We start from the raw sequence: 19,769 nt of genomic DNA on the forward strand, positions 1-19,769 counted from the left end.
TTGGTTCCTACTGCTTGGCGTTTTCCGGCGCCGCGGGGCGTGCCGAATAGGGTTGGCGCGCATGGAAGAGATCGAGATCCGCTTCAATCCGGTCGAGCAGCCGGTTGCGAATCATGTCGTAGGCCAGTTCGATCGCGGCGGCAAAACCCTCGTCGTCGGTACCGCCGTGGCTCTTGACCACGATGCCGTTCAGGCCGAGGAACACGCCGCCATTGGCCTTGCGCACGTCCATCTTCTCGCGCAGCCGGTCGAAAGCGCCCTTGGCCAGCATATAACCGATCCTGGCCATCAGCGTCCGGCTCATCGCCTCACGCAGATAACCGGCGATCTGCCTGGCGGTTCCTTCCGCCGTCTTCAGCGCGATATTGCCGGCAAATCCTTCGGTCACCACCACGTCGACGACGCCCTTGCCGATGTCGTCGCCCTCGACGAAGCCGTGATACTGCATCGACGCCAGATTGGCCTCGCGCAGCAGCCGGCCGGCGTCCTTGACCTCCTCCTGGCCCTTGATCTCCTCGACCCCGACATTGAGCAGGCCGACGCTCGGCCGCTCCGTGCCGAAGACGGCGCGCGCCATCGCCGCGCCGAGAATGCTGAAATCGACGAGCTGGTGCGAATCGGCGCCGATGGTGGCGCCGACGTCGAGCACCACGCTCTCGCCGCGCGCCGTCGGCCAGATGGCGGCGATCGCCGGCCGCTCGATATTGGCCATGGTGCGCAGGCAGAATTTCGACATCGCCATCAGCGCGCCGGTGTTGCCGGCGGACACGCAGGCGTCGGCATCGCCGCTCTTGACCGCCTCGATCGCCCGCCACATCGACGACTTCCAGCGGCCGTGCCGCAGCGCCTGGCTCGGCTTGTCGTCCATGCGGACCGCGATGTCGCAATGCACGAACTGCGTGACGGCGGCGAGCGCCGGGAACTTGTCGAGTTCGGGGCGCACGGCGTCGGTGCGGCCGAACACGATGAAATTCACGTCGGGACGCCGCCTGGCGACCTTCGCCAGCGCAGGCATGACCACCGATGGCCCGTGATCGCCGCCCATGGCATCGATGGAAATCCTAATCACGCGTGGTTCGTCTCGCTTTCGTGGTCATGGCCCCGGGCCGAGTGCCGGGGAAAATAGCGATTTTGCCTCGTCATACAACGTAATTCGGGGCGCTTTGATGGGTAAATTCAAGAATCGCGGAAGAGTTTTCGAAGTTTTCGCTGCATTTCGTTCTCCTCCCGCGGCGACGCGGAGGGAGCCTCCGGCAACGCCGCACCGGCCTTGCGCGGATAGGGATCGATGCCGAGACCGAAAAACTCTTCCACCAGGGCGCCGACGTCGATGCGATCGCCGGAAAACGTCTCGGGACTGTCCGGACCGTCCACATCGATCATGATCTCTCCGCCGACGTCGAATGATTCGCGGCCGAGCTTCGAATCCTCCGGCAGGAATACGGCGGAAATTTCCTCGTCGATGTGGTTCGTCACCGGTTCTAGCGTGACCACGCAGGACTGGACGATGTCGGCTACCACCCGGCCTTCGATCCTGACGCCGTTGCGCTTCCAGGCCGACACGGCGAGATCCGCGCGCAACCGGTCGACGGCGAGCAGGCCGTGGACGTCGGCAAGCGCCGCGCGCTCGGCTTCCGTCGCCTCGATCGCCACCGACACGCCTTTCTTCGGCAGGCGGGCGACGTCGACATCGAAGCTGATCGGGCTCTTTTCGGCTGGCTGCATGGGATCAGGCCTCCCCCGGCTCCGCCCGCGGCGGCGGAAAGACGATGCTGCCGGCGCAGATGTCCGCGAGCCGCTGGCTGGAGAGCCCGCCGGCGGCGGTCACGACGTAGCCGGCGAGCGCATCGGCGTGGCGCCAGTCGGCGGCGTCCGGCCGGATATTGCGGGCCAGCGCCGCGGCGAGCTCCGGCCGGTCGCCGGCGTCGAGCGCGGTACCGTAGGCGGCGGTGCGCCCGTAGAACATGCGCGCCAGCTTCTTCATGCGCTTGGGCACGCCCATATCGCCGATGCCGAGCTCGCGCAGCGAATGGTCGACCTCGGTGAAGAAGTCGTCGACGAGCTGCTGGGCGATGTCGCGGGCCTGGCCGGTCTCGCCGCGCAGACGGTGCTGGACCAGGAACATGTGCAGGGACAGCATCTCGAAGCGCCCGAGCGGCGTATCCGGCACTTCCCAGTCGGAAAAAAATGCCTCCTGCCGCGCCGCCGCCACGATTTCCGCATAGAGCGCCCCGATTATCTGACGATTGCGGGACCGTTCGCGACCGAACAGACGTTGAAACATGCTTGCTACTCCCGGCGCTGCTTCGGCGGGCTGGTGTTGTTGCATCGGCGCTCGAGCTGGTTTACCGGATTTGCGGTGCCGCGCAAGCGCGCCCGGGGACGAAGCAGGCGAGAGGGACTTGTCGTTGAAGTCGATGAAAATCAAGAGCGCGCTGATGTCGCGGGGGTTCGCAATCGCCGGTGCGCTGGCGGCCGCGACGGCCCTGCCGGCCTGTAATTCGTCGAGCGCCCTCGGCGACCTGTCGCCCGGCGAGACGCTGACGCAGGGTTACGTGATCGACCAGCAGCAGATCGACCTCGTCCCGGTCGGCTCCAGCCGCGAGCAGGTGCTGCTGGCGCTCGGCAGTCCGTCGACCACCGCGACCTTCGACAACGAGGTGTTCTACTACATCTCGCAGAAGCGCTACCGGCCGGTCGCTTTCGCCAAGCCGAAGCTGGTCGACCAGCGCGTGCTGGCCGTCTATTTCGGCGAGGACGGCCGCGTCGCCAACATCGCCAATTACGGCATGCAGGACGGCAAGGTGTTCGACTTCGTGTCGCGCACGACGCCGACCGGCGGCAAGGACCAGAACTTCATCGGCCAGATTCTCGCCGGCGCCACCGGCCGGCCGCTCAGCCTGCCGGGGCAGACGCCCGGCCAGTAGGGGCGGCGCAGGGACGCAGGACACACCGGCCGGCTGGTTATCGTCCTGAACGGCGACGATCAGGCTGTCGGCACCCCCTCACCGGCCCCTTCGGGCCACCTCTCCCCCTGCCCGGCGGGGCAATCGCGCATGGAATTCTGAAAGCGCCGGCAGTGAGGCACCCCCACCCCTAACCCCTCCCCACAAGGGGGAGGGGGACTTTGCGGCCGCGCTTCCCAGGCCTGGGTTCCTCTCCCGCTCGCCGGTCGAAGCGTGGCCGGAATGGTTCCGGCCAGGCTGCTCCCGGGCGCCGCTCACGCCGTCGGTTGCTTGGTCTTGCGCAGATAGGGCAGCACGGTATCGAACGAGCCGAAACGCTTGACCGCATCGTCGTTGGAAACAGCGGCGGTGATGATGACGTCCTCGCCCTGCTTCCAGTTCGCCGGCGTCGCCACCAGGTGCTTTGCGGTGAGCTGGATGGAATCGATGGCCCGCAGGATCTCGTCGAAGTTGCGGCCGGTGGTCATCGGATAGCTGAGGATCAGCTTGATCTTCTTGTCCGGCCCGACGACGAAGACCGAGCGCACGGTTGCATTGTCGGCCGGCGTCCGCCCTTCCGACGTGTCGCCGGACTCGGCCGGCAGCATGCCGTAGAGCTTGGCGACCTTGAGATCCCTGTCGCCGATCAGCGGGTAGTTGACGGAAAAGCCGGTCGCCGTGCGGATGTCGTCTTGCCACTTCTCGTGGCTGGAGACGGGATCGACCGAAATGCCGATGATCTTGACGCCGCGTTTGCGGAATTCGCCTTCCAGCCCGGCCATGGTGCCGAGCTCGGTGGTGCAGACCGGCGTGAAGTTCTTGGGATGGCTGAACAGCACGGCCCAGCCGTCGCCGATCCATTCGTGAAAGCTGATCGGCCCCTGCGTGGTTTCCGCGGTGAAATCGGGCGCAATATCGTTGATACGAAGGCTCATGGCGCACCTCCCTGGTGGCTGTCTTGTCGACTTGGAATATGGTCTCCGCAGTTTAGTTTCGCGGCCTCCCGCCTGTCGAGGGAGAAACTTGCGAACGGCCTGCCTCTTCTGGACGAAGTTTGCTTCGCAGCAAAAGAAAGACCCGCGGGATCGCTCCCGCGGGCCTGTCGCCTGAGCTCGATTCGTGGCGATCAGCTGTGCGCCAGCACGGCCAGCAGCAGCAGCGCCACGATGTTGGTGATCTTGATCGCCGGGTTGACGGCCGGGCCGGCGGTGTCCTTGTAGGGGTCGCCGACGGTATCGCCGGTGACGGAGGCCTTGTGCGCCTCCGAGCCCTTCAGGTGCTTGGTGCCGTCCTTGTCGACAAAACCGTCCTCGAAGCTCTTCTTGGCGTTGTCCCAGGCGCCGCCGCCTGAGGTCATGGAGATCGCCACGAACAGGCCGTTGACGATGACGCCGAGCAGCGAGGCGCCGAGCGCGGCGAAGGCGGACGCCTTGGAGCCGGAGATCAGCAGCACGCCGAAATAGACCACCAGCGGCGCCAGCACCGGCAGCAGCGAAGGAATGATCATCTCCTTGATCGCCGCCTTCGTCAGCAGGTCGACGGCGCGCGCGTAGTTGGGTTTTGAGGTGCCCTTCATGATGCCGGGATCCTCGCGGAACTGCTTGCGCACCTCCTCGACGATCGAGCCGGCGGCGCGGCCGACGGCCGTCATGGCAATACCGCCGAAGAGATAGGGGATCAGGCCGCCGAAGATCAGGCCGGCGACGACATAGGGATTGGAGAGGTCGAACGAAACCGTTCCCACATCGGCGAAATACGGGAACTGGGCGGCGTTCGCGGCGAAAAACTGCAGGTCGTAGCTGTAGGCCGCGAACAGCACCAGCGCGCCGAGACCGGCCGAGCCGATCGCGTAGCCCTTGGTGACCGCCTTGGTGGTGTTGCCGACGGCGTCGAGCGCGTCGGTCGACTGGCGCACCTCCTTGGGCAGGCCCGCCATCTCGGCGATGCCGCCGGCATTGTCGGTGACCGGGCCGAAGGCGTCGAGCGCCACGATCATGCCGGCAAGGCCGAGCATGGTGGTGACGGCGATCGCCGTGCCGAACAGGCCGGCGAACTGGAAGGTGGAGATGATGCCGGCGACGATGACGATCGCCGGCAACGCCGTCGATTCCAGCGACACCGCCAGACCCTGGATGACGTTGGTGCCGTGGCCGGTGACGGAGGCCTGGGCGATGGAGACGACCGGGCGCTTGCCGGTGCCGGTATAGTATTCGGTGATCACCACGATCAGCGCGGTGACGGCGAGGCCGATCAGGCCGCACACGAACAGGGCGGTGCCGGTCACGGAAATCCCGCCGACGACGCCGATCTCGCCCCAGCCTATGGTGAGCGAGGTGGCCGCGCCGAGGCCGAGGATGGAGAGCAGCCCGGTAACGATCAGCCCCTTGTAGAGCGCGCCCATGATGGAACCGTTGGCGCCGAGCTTGACGAAGAAGGTGCCGACGATCGAGGTGATGATGCAGGCGCCGCAGATGGCGAGCGGGTAGAGCATGACGCTGCCCAGCACCGCCGAGCCGCCGAAGAAGATGGCGGCGAGCACCATGGTGGCGACGACCGTCACCGCATAGGTCTCGAACAGGTCGGCCGCCATGCCGGCGCAGTCGCCGACATTGTCGCCCACATTGTCGGCAATGGTAGCCGGATTGCGCGGGTCGTCCTCCGGAATGCCGGCCTCGACCTTGCCGACCAGATCGCCGCCGACATCGGCGCCCTTGGTGAAGATGCCGCCGCCGAGACGGGCGAAGATGGAGATAAGCGAAGCACCGAAGCCGAGCGCCACCAGCGAGTCGATGACCGTGCGGTCGGCGGGCGCGTAGCCTGCGGGACCGATCAAGATCCAGTAGTAGACCGACACGCCGAGCAGCGCGAGGCCGGCGACCAGCATGCCGGTGATGGCGCCCGACTTGAAGGCGATGTCGAGGCCGGCTGCAAGGCTGTTGGAAGCGGCCTGCGCGGTGCGCACGTTGGCGCGGACCGAGACATGCATGCCGATGAAGCCGGCGGCGCCCGAGAGCACCGCGCCGATCAAGAAGCCTATCGCCGCCGTTCCCGAAAGCAGCCACCAGGCGAGCAGGAAGACCACCACACCGACGATCGCGATCGTCGTATATTGGCGGGCCAGATAAGCCTGCGCACCCTCCCGGATGGCGCCTGCGATTTCCTGCATGCGTGCATTGCCCTGGTCGGAAGCGAGCACCGACCGAGTCGCCCAGATGGCGTAGAGGACAGAAAGCAGGCCGCAGGCGATGACGACGTAGAGTATGGTCATTGCCGAATTTTCCCTGATGGATAGCCCGAAAGAACCCCTCCCCGGGCCGTTGAGGCGAGACCGGCGGCTGCAATGGCAGAGACTGCCAAGGCAGAATCCAGACCCGTACGCTGTATGCGAAAGCCTGTCGGCATCGTCAAGGTTTCGTGATCTCGTTGCCGGGATTTTGCTGCAGCTTTTTATGCAAACCGATTGAATTCGCCGATAAATCCCGCCGCCGCGACCCCTGGACCGCCGACTCTACCGTTAGCCGACTTTGCCGTTATTGCCGCTCTCGGCATAGGCAAACAGTCAATTCGTGCTACCTTTTCCAAAAAGGGCAAGGGGTATAAACGCGTGATTCGGACGAGGGTCGTGAGACCCCCGCCACGCTTCCTGAACCGGTGGCGTCTCGGCAAGGACCAGTCTCCTCCGCTGACGCCGGTCTCCTCGATGCGTGGCTTCTGGGGCCTGATGCGGGCCTATTGGTTTTCGGACCGGTGGCATGAAGCCTGGGCGCTGACGGCTGTCATCGCCCTGTTGACGGCCGCTTCGAGCAAGGTCGGCGTGTGGATCGCCCAGGCAGGCGGCGAACTGACCAGCGCCATCGCGCTGTTCCATTGGCAGGAGAACGAGTCGCCGCTCGCGACGATCGTCATGGCCATGGTCTGGCTGGTGTTCCTCGTCATCGCCCACGATCTCGGCATATTCGGCGTGCGGCACCTGTTCTCTACGACGCTGCACCGCAAGTGGCGGGGCTGGCTGACCGGCCGGTTCAACGCAGCGCTGCTCGACGCCAACCATACTCATCTGCACGTCCAGGCCGGTGGTCGCGATGCGGACGGCACGGCGGTGCCGGCGCCCGACAACATCGACCAGCGCGTCCATGAATCGATCAAGGACATGACCGGCGGCGCGATCGGGCTGGCCATGGGCGTGCTGCAGGTGGTGAGTTCGCTGTTCTTCTTCGGCCAGGTGCTGATCAGCACGTCCACGCCGATCGCCGGACTGGAAATGTTCGGCACCTATGGCGCCGCCGTGCTCGCCTTCGCCGCGGTCGCCGCCTACGTGCCGCTCAACACCTGGTTCGCCCTGAAACTCGGCGGCGCGCTGGAACGGCTCAGCGTCGCCAGCCAGAAGGTGGAAGGAAGTTTTCGCGCCGAGTTGACGACGCTGCTGCGCCGCAGCTTCCACATGGCGGCGTCGCGCGGCGAGTCCGTGCAGCAGGAGACCAACGACCGCCTCTACACCGGCATCGACCGTGTATGGGCGCGCCTGAACTGGTTCGACGCGGGCTACAAGGCCTACAACAAGATCTACGATTTCATCGGTTTCCGGGTCGTGGCCTATGCGCCGGGGCTGCTGCCCTACGTCAACAACGACATCAGCCTGAAGAACTATGTGACGGGCGCCGAACTGGTCAACCGGCTGATCCAGGAATGCTCGTGGTTCATCCATGTCATGCCGAGCATCGCCTCGCTGAAGGCGAACGCCCGCCGCGTGATCGAGCTAGCCGACGCGATCGAACGCGTGCAGAGCCCGGACGACTTCTATCGCTCGACCGGCCGCAGCGAATTCCGCTTCGCCCGTCAGCACGGCGTGTTCGGGCTGACCGTGCGCGACCTGGAACTGATGCATGCCGGCGAGGAAACCGTGCCGTTCCTCAGCGCGCCGCTGCTGCGCTTCCGCCGCGGCGAATGGACCTTCATCAAGGGCGCGTCGGGCACCGGCAAGACCAGCCTGATCAAGGCCGTCAACGGCTTGTGGCCGTATGGCGGCGGCGAGATCGTCCTGCCCGAGGGCGTCGCGACATTCTATGCCGCGCAGGAAGTCCGGCTGCCGTCGGTGTCGCTGAAGCAACTGGTATGCCTGCCGCAGCCCGAGGCCGAGCACACCGACACGCGCGTCGCCGCCGCCCTGCACAGGGCCGGCCTCGGCGAGTTCATCGAATCGCTGGCCGAGCCCGGCCGCGCCGGAAAGGCGTGGGAAGACCTCCTGTCGGGCGGCCAGAAGCAGAAGCTGGTGCTGGCACGCATCCTGCTGCACAGACCGGGGCTGCTGTTCCTCGATGAGGCGACCGGCGCGCTCGACGTGCAGGCCAAGGTGGCCTTCCACCAGGCGATCAAGGACAATTGCCCGGGCATCACCGTCATCAGCGTCATGCACGAGACCGAGCCGCCGCGCTCGGCGACCGGCGCCGAGTTCTACGACAGCGTGCTCGCCATCGCCGACGGCATGGCCGTCAAGACGCCGCTGCGCCCCGGACTGCCGGCCGAGCTCACCACCATCCTGGAGCAGCCGGAGCCGCTGCTGCGACCGGTCGCGAAGGCGCGCGCGCAGCTTCCCGTCGGTCAGAAGCAGCGCTGACAAAGCCGAAAGTCAGGCTTGGCGATCCGGCGCGGTGCGAACCAACGCAATCATGCGCTCCACGGCGACCCGAAGCCGAGGCAGATGATCGGCGACCACGGCCCACACAATCACTTCCGATGCCTTGTGATACTCGTGCCGAAGAATGTTGCCGATGCCGCGTATCTGTTTCCACGGTATGTCGGGCGCCGACTCCAGCAACTCGTCCGGCAGATGCCGGACCGCTTCCGATATTATCTCCAGGCCGCGTTCCACGCCGTGCCGAAGCAATCAATCCGCCCGGAAATCCCTCCAGCGTCTTGCCGGTCGTAGCGGCCTCGATGCCGTTCAACGCCTCGATAATTTCGGCCAAGACCGGCTCGAGGCTTCGTCTTGCCATCAGAACACGCCATAGGCCGATCGTTCTATCTCGTTCTTCAGCATCGGATGCAGACTGTCGCGGGTGGTGATGTCGACCTCCATCGCCATCCGCTCCTCCAGCAACTGCTTGATGCCGACGAGATCGATCAATGAGAAACGCCCTCCCTCGTCGTAGTCTATGAAGAGATCGATATCGCTTGTCTCGATCGCCTCGTCGCGGGCCGCCGAGCCGAACAGGAACAGCGACGTGGCGCCCATGCGCTTCACGGCATCGGCGTTGCGGCGGAGTGCATGTATGATCTCGTTCCTGCGCATGTGCTTCCCGACCCGCCGGCGACGGTGTTTTTAAGCCCTCAGCATCTCCGCCACCTGCGGCGCGAAATAGGTCAGGATGCCGTCGCAGCCGGCGCGCTTGAAGGCGACCAGCGATTCCAGCATCGCCTTGTCGCCGTCGATCCAGCCATTGGCGGCGGCCGCCCTGATCATCGCATATTCGCCCGACACCTGGTAGGCGAAGGTCGGCATGGCGAACTCGTCCTTCAGCCGGCGGATGATGTCGAGATAGGGAAGGCCCGGCTTCACCATCAGCATGTCGGCGCCTTCCGCCAGATCCTGCTCGGCCTCGCGCACCGCCTCGTCCGCATTGGCGTGGTCGATGTAGTAGGTCTTCTTGTCGCCCTTGAGCAGGCCTTTCGTGCCGATCGCCTCGCGGTACGGCCCGTAGAAGGCCGAGGCGAACTTCGTCGCATAGGACATGATGGCGACGTCCTGGAAGCCGGCGGCGTCGAGCGCGTCGCGGATGGCGCCGATGCGGCCGTCCATCATGTCGGAGGGCGCGATGATGTCGGCGCCGGCATCGGCCTGGAGCACGGCGGCCGTGGCGATCTGGGCCACCGTCTCGTCGTTGACGATGATGCCGTCGCGCAGAATGCCGTCATGGCCGTGGCTGGTGAACGGGTCCAGCGCCGCATCGGTGATGACGCCGATCTCCGGCACCGCCGCCTTGATGGCGCGGCTGGCGCGGTTGACCAGATTGTCGGGATCGAGGATGGCCGAGCCGGTCTGGTCACGCAGGGAAAGCTCGACGTTGGGAAAGGTGGCGAGCGCCGGGATGCCCAGTTTCGCCGCGCGCTCGGCCTCCCTGACGGCGAGATCGACCGAAAGGCGGAACACGCCGGGCATGGCGGCGATCTCCTCGCGGCGGTTCTCGCCGTCGATGAGGAAGATCGGCCAGATGAGGTCGTCGACGGTCAGCCGGTTCTCCTGCACCAGTCGGCGCGACCAGTCGGCCTTGCGCATGCGGCGCAGGCGCCGGCCCTCGGTGATCTCGTCGACGCTGCGGCCGGCGGTCGTGGCTTTGAACATGCGGTTCATGGGCGTGTCTCCGGTCGGGCCTGGCGGTCGGATTTGCTGAAAAGACCGCTCGGCACCTGTCGATCCGATGCTCTAGCATGCCGGCATGGCGAGGACCAATGCGACCGTTGCCCGCGCTGTCCTATTGCGGCTGGCCGTTGCCCGACAGGATCTGCAGGCTGCCGCTCATGGCATCGCGGAACGCCTCGTCGAAGCTGATGCCGCGCCGCTGCCACTCGAAGACCGTTTCGCCGCTGGAAAGCCGCCAGTCGGCCACCCAGCCGCGGTCCTCGTCGCTCCAGGTCAGGCTGCCGGCCAGCGCCAGGGCGCCGTCATAGCGCGCCGCGATCGCCGCGAGATCGTCCATCTCGACCTTGGGCAGGGTGTCGGCGGTCAGCGCGGTGTTGGCGAGCGTCGCGGAATCGGGAAGCTCCACCGACAACGCCAGCGGCGCAGCGGCCGCCTCCAGCGATTCACGCATGAAGAAGCCGCCCGTGCCGTTGCGGGCGAGCGCGAAGGCCTTGCCGCCCTGGCGCACGGCGAGAAACACGACGAGGCGCGGCCGTTCCGCCAGCCAGGGTTTTCGGCCGAGCTTTTCCAGGAACGCATCGACGCGCTCGCGGTGGAAGCTGCAGGTGAGGTCGTGCGGGCGGTCGTATGTCCCCTGCTCGTCGTGGATGGGGATGCCTTCCATGCGGTCGCGATAGTGGAACGCCGACACGAAACTGCCGGCTTCGGGCAGCGCCTGCGCCACCATCTCCGCATCCAGCACGCGGCGGTCGCCCGACACCTTCACCAATACCTCGCGGAAACACTCCTCGAAGCCACGCTGCCGGTTGGCCTCGCCAGTCCCGGTGACTACCGCCTGCGTCTCGTAGAGAGCGGTCAGGTTGAGAGCCCGAGCAGGACCGGCGGCCAGGCAGCAGGCCATGCCGACCATCAAAAGGCCAAGCCAGGACCGGCTCGCAAGGCGAGCGGATATGATCTGCTTCAGAAGGCGCATCGATTCGGTCCCTGTTTGGCACGGGCAACGCAAAAAGAACACCCGCAAGGCCCCGGTGTGGCGGTTCGACGTGGCATCGTCCCGCAGGCCCTCGCAACCGGGCACGCAGGTTGACGGGCCGGTCCACGGTCCTCTAGCACTGTCGCGGGAAGGCCGGTCAGGGAGTCGCGACGCATGGACTTTGGCGGTGGAGACGAAATCCGCTTCGAGCGCCGCGGCGCGGCCGGCGTGGTCACGCTGACGCGGCCGAAGGCTCTCAACGCGCTGACGCTCGGGATGGTCGTCGCCATGTCCAAGGCGTTTGCAGCCTGGGAGCAGGACGACTCGCTCTCGAGGGTGGTGATCAAGGCGGAAGGCCGGGCCTTCTGCGCCGGCGGCGACATCGCACAGGTCTATCATGCCATGCGCGCCGGCACCCCGCCGGTCCGGTTCTTCGCCGACGAGTACCGGCTGAACGCCGCGCTGGCGCGCTTTCCAAAACCCTGCATCTCGCTGATCGACGGCATCGTGATGGGCGGCGGGGTCGGCATTTCCTGCCACGGCTCGCATCGGGTGATGACGGAAAAGGCGCTGTTCGCCATGCCGGAAGTCGGCATCGGCTTCTTCCCCGACGTCGGCGGCAGCTTCTTCCTGTCGCGCCTCAAGGGCAGCTACGGCATGTATCTCGGCCTGACCGGCGGACGCATCCGCGCCGGCGACGCCCTTCGGGGCGGCATCGCGACGCATGCCGTCGGGTCCGCTTCCCTCGACGAGATTGTCGACCGGCTGTGCGAGGGCGACGATCCGGACCAGGTGCTCAAGACCTTCGCCGCGACGCCCGACTGCGAGACGGACGAAGGCACGCTGCTGTCGGTTGCCCGGCTGTTCTCGCGCGAAAAGCTGGCGGATCTTCTGGTCGGCCTCGAACAGGCGCGCGAAGCCGGCGAGGCGGTTGCCGAGACGGCGCTCGCGGCCATCGGCAAGGCATCCCCCACCAGCGTCGCCGTGACGTTCCGGCAGATCAACACCGGCGCCATGCTCGACATGGACGAGTGCATGCGCATGGAATTCCGCATCCTCAACCGCATGCTCGCCAGCCACGACTTCCCGGAAGGCATCCGCGCCGCGGTCATCGACAAGGACGGCGCGCCGAAATGGCGGCCGGCGAGCCTCGCCGAGCTGACGGACGCATCCGTCGAGGCCTATTTCGCGCCGCTGCCGGGCGGTGAGCTAGAGCTGTGAGCGACGTTCCGGCACGGCAGCAGACGTTCGCGCCGAGCACGGTCGAGCTGCTGTTCGCCTGGTTCCAGCGCATTATCGCCGTCTACTGCCTGATGTTCGGCGTGCTCTACTGGATCCGGCTGATCGGCTACTATGACGGGCCGCTGTGGCGTTTCGACCTGATGCCGGTCTACTGGCAGGTGGTGACGACGACGCTGGCGGTGTTTTTCCCCTTCGCCGCCGCCGGGTTGTGGATGCAGGCGTCCTGGGGGCCGGTGATCTGGTTCATCTGCGCCGCCACCGAGACGGTGATGTATGTCGGTTTTCCCGATCTCTTCGGCGGCCACTACGCGGTCGTCGCCTCGCACGGCTTCGCCGCCTGCCTCTATACCACCTTCCGCGTCTTCATCGGCCTGCAGAAACGCCGGGTGGAACGCTAGGCTCACGGGCATAGACCTTTACGGGCCGGCGGCCGCCAGAAACCCGGCACCTGCGCCTTGCCGCGGCTCGAACCGCGGCACCGCGGGCGCTTCGGGGCAATTGCCTAAGCTTTTAGGTTAATTGTTTGCCCTCGGGTGACCGATCGTTAATCCTGTTTCGCAACCACTCCCCCGTAACAGCTTGTTAAGCCTGGCGTTTAAGTCGAATTTTATGGGTATTCGATAGGGTCGCGACCAAGGTGAGAAAACAAAACATCACCCGGCGACAAACGAGAGGCGAAGACCATGATCAACTCCCGTCCTGCGGCGAAGACCGCTACGGTGTCCGATGATCGTCGCGAGGCGATCCGCTCCCTATACATGGAATCACTTCAGCTCGTCGAGCGGTTGCACCGGCGTTTGCTTGACGTGATCAAGGACGAATTCGACCGCAGCGGCAGCAACGACATCAATGCCGTGCAGGCGCTGCTGCTCTTCAACATCGGCAATTCGGAGCTGACGGCGGGCGAGCTGCGCTCGCGCGGCTACTATCTCGGCTCCAACGTGTCCTACAACCTCAAGAAGCTGGTCGACCTCGGCTTCATCAACCACCAGCGCTCGCGCATCGACCGCCGCTCGGTCAGGGTCAGTCTGACGCCGAAGGGCGCGGCGATCGCCGAGGTCGTCGGCGGGCTCTACGAGCGCCACATCGGCTCGATCGAGCAGGTCGGCGGCATCAACGCCGAGGAGTTCAAGCAGATGAACCGCGCCCTGCAGCGCCTCGACCGCTTCTGGAACGACACCATCGCCTACCGCATGTAGGCCGCCGTCGCCATCGCGCCGACCGTATGGACCGGGCGCGCCCGGTCCATGGCTTGCCTGCAACAGTCGGGCCGGCTCACGCCATCTTGTCGGCCTCGGTCACGGTGCCGCCATAATCCAATGAAATCCGGGACCCTGTGGACGCGCGCCCCGGCGTCGAAGTTGCGGCCTAGTCCGCACCGGCGAAAGTGTCGGCGCAGCATCATGGTTGGTCAATTGTTAAGATTGACCGGCGTAATCTCGGATCGAGAAGGTCCGTGGTGGGAAAGCGGGGACAATCCAGCATGCCGATCGAAGCCAGCCGCCGTTCGTTTCTCTCCGGAGCCGCAGCCGTCGCCGCGACTTTCGCCAGCGGCGGGGCGTTCGCACAGGATACGCTCGACGTCGTCGGCGACGTGCTGAAGTCGTCGCGTCGCGGCAACTGGGACGACACGTTCGACGCCCGCGCCAGCCAGAACGGCAAGGTGGCCTCGCACCTGCCCATCTTCAGCCCGCAGACGGTGAGCTATGTCGAGGCGGCGATCGGCCAATACCAGAACATCGTCGGAGCCGGCGGCTGGCCGGTCGTGCCCGCCACCAAGAAGCTGAAGCTCGGCGTGGTCGATCCGGACGTGGAGGCGCTGCGCAAGCGGCTGATGGTTTCGGGCGACCTGTCGCCCAATGCCGGCATCTCGCCGGCCTTCGACACTTATGTCGACGCCGCGGTCAAGCGCTTCCAGGCGCGCCACGGCCTGCCGGCCGACGGCGTCATGGGCCAATACAGCTTCAAGGCCATGAACGTCTCGGCGCAGGTGCGCCTCGGCCAGCTCGAGACCAATCTGGTGCGCCTGCGCTCCATGGGCGGCTTCCTCGGCCAGCGCTACGTGATGGTGAACATCCCGGCCGCCCAGATCGAGGCAGTGGAGAACGACCGCGTCGTGTCGCGCCACACCGCGATCGTCGGCAAGATCGACCGGCAGACGCCGATCCTCAACTCCAAGATCAACGAGATCATCGTCAATCCCTACTGGAACGCGCCGGAATCGATCGTCCGCAAGGACATCATCCCGCTGATGCGCAAGAACCCGCAATATCTGGCGGAAAACAGCATCCGCATCCTCGGCCCGGACGGCACCGAGATCGACCCGACCACCATCGACTGGAACACCGAGGACGCGGCGAAATTCCGCTTCCGCCAGGATCCCGGCAAGATCAACGCGATGGCCTCGGTGAAGATCAACTTCCCGAACCCGCACGCCACCTACATGCACGACACGCCGTCGCAGGGCCTGTTCAACAAGCTCATGCGCTTCGATTCGTCGGGCTGCGTGCGCGTGCAGAACGTGCGCGATCTCGTCACCTGGCTGCTGCGCGACACGCCGGGCTGGGACCGGCAGACCTTCGAGCAGACCATCAAGAGCGGCGTCAGCACGCCGGTCGCCATCAGCGACCCGGTGCCGGTCTATTTCACCTACATCTCCGCCTGGTCGACCGGCGAGGGCGTCGTGCATTTCCGCGACGACATCTATGCCCGCGACGGCGTCGACGAGCTGCAGATCACCTCGTCGCTCTGAGCGACATCGCCTTCGGATCGGGGCCGCCTTCGGGCGGCCCTTTGCTTTTCGGGCAGCGCCAAATGCTGGCGGCGCAAAGCAGCCATCAAATTTCGCGCTGCAACATGGCGGGGCACGACCAAGTATGTTAATTGCCCGCCGAACCGACAACCTTCCGGACATCGAGGTAGACAGACATGGCATCAGCAGCGGCCGCTACGTCCCAATCCGATTCCTTCTTCTCGGCACCGCTTGCCGAGATCGATCCGGAAATCTTCGGCGCGATCCGTAGCGAACTGGGCCGCCAGCGCCACGAGATAGAGCTGATCGCCTCCGAAAACATCGTGTCGCGCGCCGTGCTGGAGGCGCAGGGCTCGATCATGACCAACAAATATGCCGAGGGCTATCCCGGCAAGCGCTACTATGGCGGCTGCCAGTTCGTCGACATCGCCGAGCAGCTCGCCATAGACCGCGCCAAGAAGCTGTTTTCGTGCAACTTCGCCAACGTCCAGCCGAATTCCGGCAGCCAGATGAACCAGGCCGTGTTCCTGGCGCTGCTGCAGCCGGGCGACACCTTCATGGGGCTCGACCTCAATTCGGGCGGACATCTCACCCACGGCTCGCCGGTCAACATGAGCGGAAAATGGTTCAAGGTAGTTTCCTACGGCGTGCGCCGCGACGACCACCTGCTCGACATGGACGAGATCGAGAGACAGGCGCATGAGGCCAAGCCCAAGCTGATCCTGGCCGGCGGCACCGCCTATTCGCGCGTCTGGGACTGGAAGCGGTTCCGCGAGATCGCCGACGCCGTCGGCGCCTATCTGATGGTCGACATGGCCCACATCGCCGGCCTGGTGGCGGGTGGCGTGCATCCTTCCCCCCTGCCCCATGCGCATGTGGTGACCACCACCACCCACAAGTCCCTGCGCGGCCCGCGCGGCGGCATGATCCTCACTAATGACGAGGAGATCGCCAAGAAGATGAACTCGGCGGTGTTCCCCGGCCTGCAGGGCGGACCGCTGATGCATGTGATCGCCGCCAAGGCGGTGGCCTTCGGCGAGGCGCTGAAGCCGGAGTTCAAGACCTATGCCCACGACGTGGTGGCGAACGCCCGCGCGCTCGCCGAGAGCCTGAAGTCGTCGGGCCTCGACATCGTCTCGGGCGGCACCGACAACCACCTGATGCTGGTCGATCTAAGGCCCAAGAACGCCACCGGCAAGCGGGCGGAGGCCGCGCTCGGCCGCGCCAACATCACCTGCAACAAGAACGGCATCCCGTTCGACCCGGAAAAGCCCTTCGTCACCTCCGGCGTGCGCCTCGGTACGCCGGCCGGCACGACGCGCGGTTTCGGCCCCGCCGAATTCCGCGAGATCGGCAGCCTCATCGTCGAGGTGCTCGACGGGCTGAAGGCCGCCAATTCCGACGAGGGCAATGCCGGCGTCGAGGCGGCGGTGAAGCAGAAGGTGGTGGCGCTGACGGAGCGTTTCCCGCTTTATCCGTATCTGGGGTGAACGCCCCTCAGGCCGCTGTGCTTGATTTGGCTCAGCCTCGGTAATACCTTCCAAACACGAAGTATTACCGAGGCCGAGATGAGCACCAAAGTGACGACCAAAGGCCAAGTCACCATTCCGAAGGCCGTTCGCGACTTGCTCGACCTGAAGCCGGGCAGCGAGGTCAAGTTCCGTTACGGCCCGAACCGCGAAATCATTCTGGAGCGAGCCGACGGCGTACGCCCGCCCAGCCGGTTCGAAAAGCTTCTAGGTCATGCGGGACCCGGCCCCACCACGGACGAGATCATGACCATGCTGCGCGGCGAGGACGATTGATCCTCGTCGACACCAATGTCCTTCTGGATTTGGCAACAGGAGACCCGCAGTGGTCGGCCTGGTCGCTGAGCGCGATCCAGGCGGCGGCGGTGGACGGGCCGCTCCATATCAACGCGGTCATTTATGCGGAGCTGTCCGTCCGCTATTCGAACATCAAGGAAGTGGATGATTTCATCGAGATAGCTGGCGTCCAGCTGCTCGACATTCCGCGCAAGGCCGCGTTCCTCGCAGCAAAGGCCTTCAGCCGCTACCGCATATCGGGCGGAGCAAAGACCGGTGTCCTGTCCGATTTCTTCATCGGCGCACACGCGTCCGCTCTTGATATTCCGATCCTGACCCGCGATGTACGCCGCTACCGCACCTATTTCCCTGACCTGCGCCTCATTGCGCCTCAATTGAACTGAGCCATCCATGCGCTGCCCCTATTGCCAGTCCGAAGACACGCAGGTGAAGGATTCGCGTCCAGCCGAGGACGGCGCGGCAATCCGGCGGCGGCGCGTCTGCCCGGATTGCGGCGGCCGCTTCACCACCTTCGAGCGGGTGCAGCTGCGCGACCTGGTGGTGATCAAGAAATCCGGCCGGAAAGTTCCGTTCAGCCGCGACAAGCTCTTGCGCTCGGTCGAGATCGCGACGCGCAAGCGCAATGTCGATCCCGACCGCATCGACCGGGCCGTCACCGGCATCGTGCGCCAGCTCGAGAGCAGCGGCGAGACCGAGATCCCGTCGGGCGAGATCGGCCGGCTGGTCATGGAGGCGCTGAAGGCGCTCGACGACGTCGCCTATGTGCGCTTCGCCTCGGTCTACCGCAATTTCCGCGAGGCCAAGGATTTCCACGACGTGCTCGGCGAGCTCAAGGCCGACGAGGACGCCGGCTGAGCCATGCCGGGCGCGAGTGCATCAGTGCCGCCGCAGGCCGACATCGACCGCCGCTTCATGGCGGCCGCCATACGGCTGTCGCTCCGGCACCGCGGGCTGACCGGCGAAAACCCGTCGGTGGGCGCGCTGATCGTGCGCACCGACGGCGCCGCGCCGGTCATCGCCGGCCGCGGCGTCACGGCGCTCGGCGGACGGCCGCATGCGGAACTGCAGGCGCTGGCCGAGGCCGGCCCGGCGGCGCAGGGCGCCACCGCCTATGTCACGCTGGAACCGTGCTCGCATATCGGCAAGTCGCCGCCCTGCGCCGACGCGCTGGTCGCCTCCGGCGTGGCGCGCGTCGTCATCGCGGTGCTCGACCCCGACAAGCGCGTGGCCGGGCGCGGCGTCTCCATCCTCGACAAGGCCGGGATCGAAGTGGCGCATGGTTGCCTGGAGAGCGAAGCGCGCAAGGCAATGGCCGGCTTCCTGTCGCTCAAAGGCCGCGGCCGGCCGTTCCTGACGCTGAAGCTCGCCGTCTCCGCCGACGGCATGATCGGCCGCCGGGGCGCCGGGCAGGTCGCCATCACCGGCGAGACGGCGCGGCGCGCCGTGCAGATGATGCGGGTCGAGCACGAGGCGATCATGGTCGGCGTCGGCACGATCGTCGCCGACGACCCGCTGCTGACTGTCCGGCTGGCGGGCCTCGAGAAGCGCTCGCCGGTCAGGGTCGTCGTCGATCCGTTCGCGCGCACGCCGCCGGAAGCAAAACTGTTCGACGAGGCGGACCGGCATTCCGTGCTGCTGCTGGTGAGCGAAAAGGCGCAGCGCCGGCAGGTCGACGCGCTGCGCGACCGCCGCGCCGCCATCCGCGCCGTCGCCTCCGACTATCGCGGCCGCTTCGACCCGCGCGAGGTGCTGCGCTCGCTCGGCGTGATGGGCCTGAAGAGCATTCTCCTGGAAGGCGGCGCCGAGACGGCCCGCCAGTTCCTGGCGGCAGGAATGGTCGACCGGATCGCGCTGTTCGTCGGGTCGACGACGGTCGGCGGCGACGGGATCCCCTCCCCCGTCACCGAGAGGACCGTCCCTGCCGGCTTCACGGTCGCGGAGGAGAGCCGGTTCGGCATGGATCGGCTGATCGAATACGAAAGGATGGATTGATGTTCACGGGCATCGTCACCGACATCGGCACCATCGAGGCGTTGCGCCCGTTGCCCAAGGGGGTGCGGCTGCGGGTGCGCACCAACTACGATCCGGCGACGATCGCCATCGGCGCCTCGATCTCGACCGGCGGCGTCTGCCTCACCGTGGTCGAACTGCCCGAACAGGGCTCCAACCAGCGCTGGTTCGAGGTCGAGGCGTGGGAGGAAGCAACGAGGCTGACCACGGCAGCGGACTGGACGGACGGCACGCGCGTCAACCTGGAGCGGGCGCTGAAGATCGGCGACGAGCTCGGCGGCCATATCGTGTCGGGCCATGTCGACGGGACGGCCGAGGTCGTGGCGCGCGAGAAAGAGGGCGAGGCTGTGCGCTTCACTCTGGAGGCACCGGCCGAGCTGGCGAAATTCATCGCGCCGAAAGGCTCGGTGGCGCTCGACGGCACGTCGCTGACGGTGAACAAGGTCGACGGCAGGCGCTTCGACGTGCTGCTCATCCACCATTCGCTCGCCGTCACCACCTGGGGCGAGCGGCAGGTCGGCGACCGCGTCAATCTGGAGGTCGACACGATGGCGCGTTATGCGGCGCGGCTGGCAGAGGCGGCGCGGGAAGGATTGTGACGCCGAGCGGCACGACGACCACCGTCTCGACGTGATCATCGTCAATCAGTATGATTGCTTCTGAT

The 19,769-nt window shown here is 66.0% G+C and carries 21 protein-coding genes; 12 read left to right on the plus strand and 9 right to left on the minus strand.

What is annotated here, in order from left to right; translation table 11 throughout:
* Positions 1 to 7: 7 nt before the first annotated feature.
* The 3 genes from plsX to C7I84_RS00970 all read right to left on the minus strand — a co-directional run bounded on the left by plsX (position 8) and on the right by C7I84_RS00970 (position 2,284).
* Positions 8 to 1,069 carry a phosphate acyltransferase PlsX gene (gene plsX, locus C7I84_RS00960; protein WP_106770266.1) on the minus strand — a complete coding sequence of 354 codons (1,062 nt, stop codon included), beginning with the start codon at positions 1,067 to 1,069 and terminating at the stop codon, positions 8 to 10.
* Positions 1,070 to 1,176: 107 nt separating this feature from the next.
* Positions 1,177 to 1,725 carry a YceD family protein gene (locus tag C7I84_RS00965; RefSeq protein WP_106770267.1) on the minus strand — a complete coding sequence of 183 codons (549 nt, stop codon included), beginning with the start codon at positions 1,723 to 1,725 and terminating at the stop codon, positions 1,177 to 1,179.
* Positions 1,726 to 1,729: 4 nt separating this feature from the next.
* A complete protein-coding gene (locus tag C7I84_RS00970; RefSeq protein WP_106770268.1) occupies positions 1,730 to 2,284 on the minus strand; it encodes a ubiquinol-cytochrome C chaperone family protein in 555 nt (184 codons plus the stop codon).
* 124 nt (positions 2,285 to 2,408) lie between these two features.
* Here C7I84_RS00970 and C7I84_RS00975 point away from each other — a divergent pair, with 124 nt between their 5' ends.
* Positions 2,409 to 2,927, plus strand: a complete 519-nt coding sequence (locus C7I84_RS00975; RefSeq protein WP_165815938.1) for an outer membrane protein assembly factor BamE — start codon at positions 2,409 to 2,411, stop codon at positions 2,925 to 2,927.
* A gap of 293 nt (positions 2,928 to 3,220) precedes the next feature.
* On the opposite strand, the gene C7I84_RS00980 is transcribed toward C7I84_RS00975, so the two are convergent.
* Complete coding sequence (locus C7I84_RS00980; protein ID WP_106770270.1) at positions 3,221 to 3,880, minus strand: peroxiredoxin; 660 nt, start codon at positions 3,878 to 3,880, stop codon at positions 3,221 to 3,223.
* 191 nt (positions 3,881 to 4,071) lie between these two features.
* The gene (locus C7I84_RS00985) at positions 4,072 to 6,213 is read right to left on the minus strand and encodes a sodium-translocating pyrophosphatase (protein WP_106770271.1); all 2,142 of its coding nucleotides are present in this window, start codon (positions 6,211 to 6,213) and stop codon (positions 4,072 to 4,074) included.
* Between the two features lie 432 nt (positions 6,214 to 6,645).
* On the opposite strand from C7I84_RS00985, the gene C7I84_RS00990 reads away from it, so the two are divergent.
* Positions 6,646 to 8,559: an ABC transporter ATP-binding protein/permease gene (locus tag C7I84_RS00990; protein ID WP_106770272.1), complete on the plus strand. Its 1,914-nt coding sequence runs from the start codon at positions 6,646 to 6,648 to the stop codon at positions 8,557 to 8,559.
* A gap of 12 nt (positions 8,560 to 8,571) precedes the next feature.
* Here C7I84_RS00990 and C7I84_RS00995 read toward each other — a convergent pair whose 3' ends face one another.
* The 4 genes from C7I84_RS00995 to C7I84_RS01010 form a co-directional block, all read right to left on the minus strand.
* On the minus strand, positions 8,572 to 8,829 hold the full coding sequence (locus C7I84_RS00995) for a HepT-like ribonuclease domain-containing protein (RefSeq protein ID WP_342587145.1): 258 nt from the start codon (positions 8,827 to 8,829) through the stop codon (positions 8,572 to 8,574).
* Positions 8,830 to 8,937: 108 nt separating this feature from the next.
* A complete protein-coding gene (locus C7I84_RS01000; RefSeq protein ID WP_106770273.1) occupies positions 8,938 to 9,234 on the minus strand; it encodes a nucleotidyltransferase family protein in 297 nt (98 codons plus the stop codon).
* 30 nt (positions 9,235 to 9,264) lie between these two features.
* A complete protein-coding gene (gene hemB, locus C7I84_RS01005) occupies positions 9,265 to 10,293 on the minus strand; it encodes a porphobilinogen synthase (RefSeq protein ID WP_106770274.1) in 1,029 nt (342 codons plus the stop codon).
* 121 nt (positions 10,294 to 10,414) lie between these two features.
* Positions 10,415 to 11,275, minus strand: coding sequence for a DUF2066 domain-containing protein (locus tag C7I84_RS01010; RefSeq protein ID WP_106770275.1), 861 nt, complete (start codon positions 11,273 to 11,275; stop codon positions 10,415 to 10,417).
* A 174-nt stretch (positions 11,276 to 11,449) separates the two neighbouring features.
* Between C7I84_RS01010 and C7I84_RS01015 the strand changes: the two genes are divergently transcribed.
* The 10 genes from C7I84_RS01015 (at position 11,450) to C7I84_RS01060 (ending at position 19,704) form a co-directional block, all read left to right on the plus strand.
* The gene (locus tag C7I84_RS01015; protein WP_106770276.1) at positions 11,450 to 12,496 is read left to right on the plus strand and encodes an enoyl-CoA hydratase/isomerase family protein; all 1,047 of its coding nucleotides are present in this window, start codon (positions 11,450 to 11,452) and stop codon (positions 12,494 to 12,496) included.
* On the plus strand, positions 12,493 to 12,915 hold the full coding sequence (locus C7I84_RS01020; protein ID WP_106770277.1) for a DUF6163 family protein: 423 nt from the start codon (positions 12,493 to 12,495) through the stop codon (positions 12,913 to 12,915). Before C7I84_RS01015 ends, C7I84_RS01020 begins: the two co-directional genes overlap by 4 nt.
* A gap of 285 nt (positions 12,916 to 13,200) precedes the next feature.
* Entirely contained in the window at positions 13,201 to 13,716 is a 516-nt protein-coding gene (gene ldtR / locus C7I84_RS01025; protein WP_106770278.1) for a transcriptional regulator LdtR, read from the plus strand.
* A 290-nt stretch (positions 13,717 to 14,006) separates the two neighbouring features.
* Positions 14,007 to 15,269 carry a L,D-transpeptidase family protein gene (locus C7I84_RS01030; protein ID WP_106770431.1) on the plus strand — a complete coding sequence of 421 codons (1,263 nt, stop codon included), beginning with the start codon at positions 14,007 to 14,009 and terminating at the stop codon, positions 15,267 to 15,269.
* A gap of 176 nt (positions 15,270 to 15,445) precedes the next feature.
* Positions 15,446 to 16,759, plus strand: a complete 1,314-nt coding sequence (gene glyA / locus C7I84_RS01035) for a serine hydroxymethyltransferase (RefSeq protein ID WP_106770279.1) — start codon at positions 15,446 to 15,448, stop codon at positions 16,757 to 16,759.
* A gap of 78 nt (positions 16,760 to 16,837) precedes the next feature.
* Positions 16,838 to 17,074: an AbrB/MazE/SpoVT family DNA-binding domain-containing protein gene (locus C7I84_RS01040; RefSeq protein WP_106770280.1), complete on the plus strand. Its 237-nt coding sequence runs from the start codon at positions 16,838 to 16,840 to the stop codon at positions 17,072 to 17,074.
* Positions 17,071 to 17,478, plus strand: coding sequence for a type II toxin-antitoxin system VapC family toxin (locus C7I84_RS01045; protein WP_106770281.1), 408 nt, complete (start codon positions 17,071 to 17,073; stop codon positions 17,476 to 17,478). Before C7I84_RS01040 ends, C7I84_RS01045 begins: the two co-directional genes overlap by 4 nt.
* Positions 17,479 to 17,485: 7 nt before the next feature.
* Positions 17,486 to 17,950, plus strand: coding sequence for a transcriptional regulator NrdR (gene nrdR, locus C7I84_RS01050; RefSeq protein WP_106770282.1), 465 nt, complete (start codon positions 17,486 to 17,488; stop codon positions 17,948 to 17,950).
* 3 nt (positions 17,951 to 17,953) lie between these two features.
* Complete coding sequence (gene ribD, locus C7I84_RS01055) at positions 17,954 to 19,087, plus strand: bifunctional diaminohydroxyphosphoribosylaminopyrimidine deaminase/5-amino-6-(5-phosphoribosylamino)uracil reductase RibD (protein WP_106770283.1); 1,134 nt, start codon at positions 17,954 to 17,956, stop codon at positions 19,085 to 19,087.
* On the plus strand, positions 19,087 to 19,704 hold the full coding sequence (locus C7I84_RS01060; protein ID WP_106770284.1) for a riboflavin synthase: 618 nt from the start codon (positions 19,087 to 19,089) through the stop codon (positions 19,702 to 19,704). The genes ribD and C7I84_RS01060 overlap by 1 nt, the downstream gene beginning before the upstream one ends.
* Positions 19,705 to 19,769 lie beyond the last annotated feature (65 nt).

Origin of the sequence: Kumtagia ephedrae (assembly GCF_003012745.1) — a bacterium.
GTDB lineage: Bacteria > Pseudomonadota > Alphaproteobacteria > Rhizobiales > Rhizobiaceae > Kumtagia > Kumtagia ephedrae.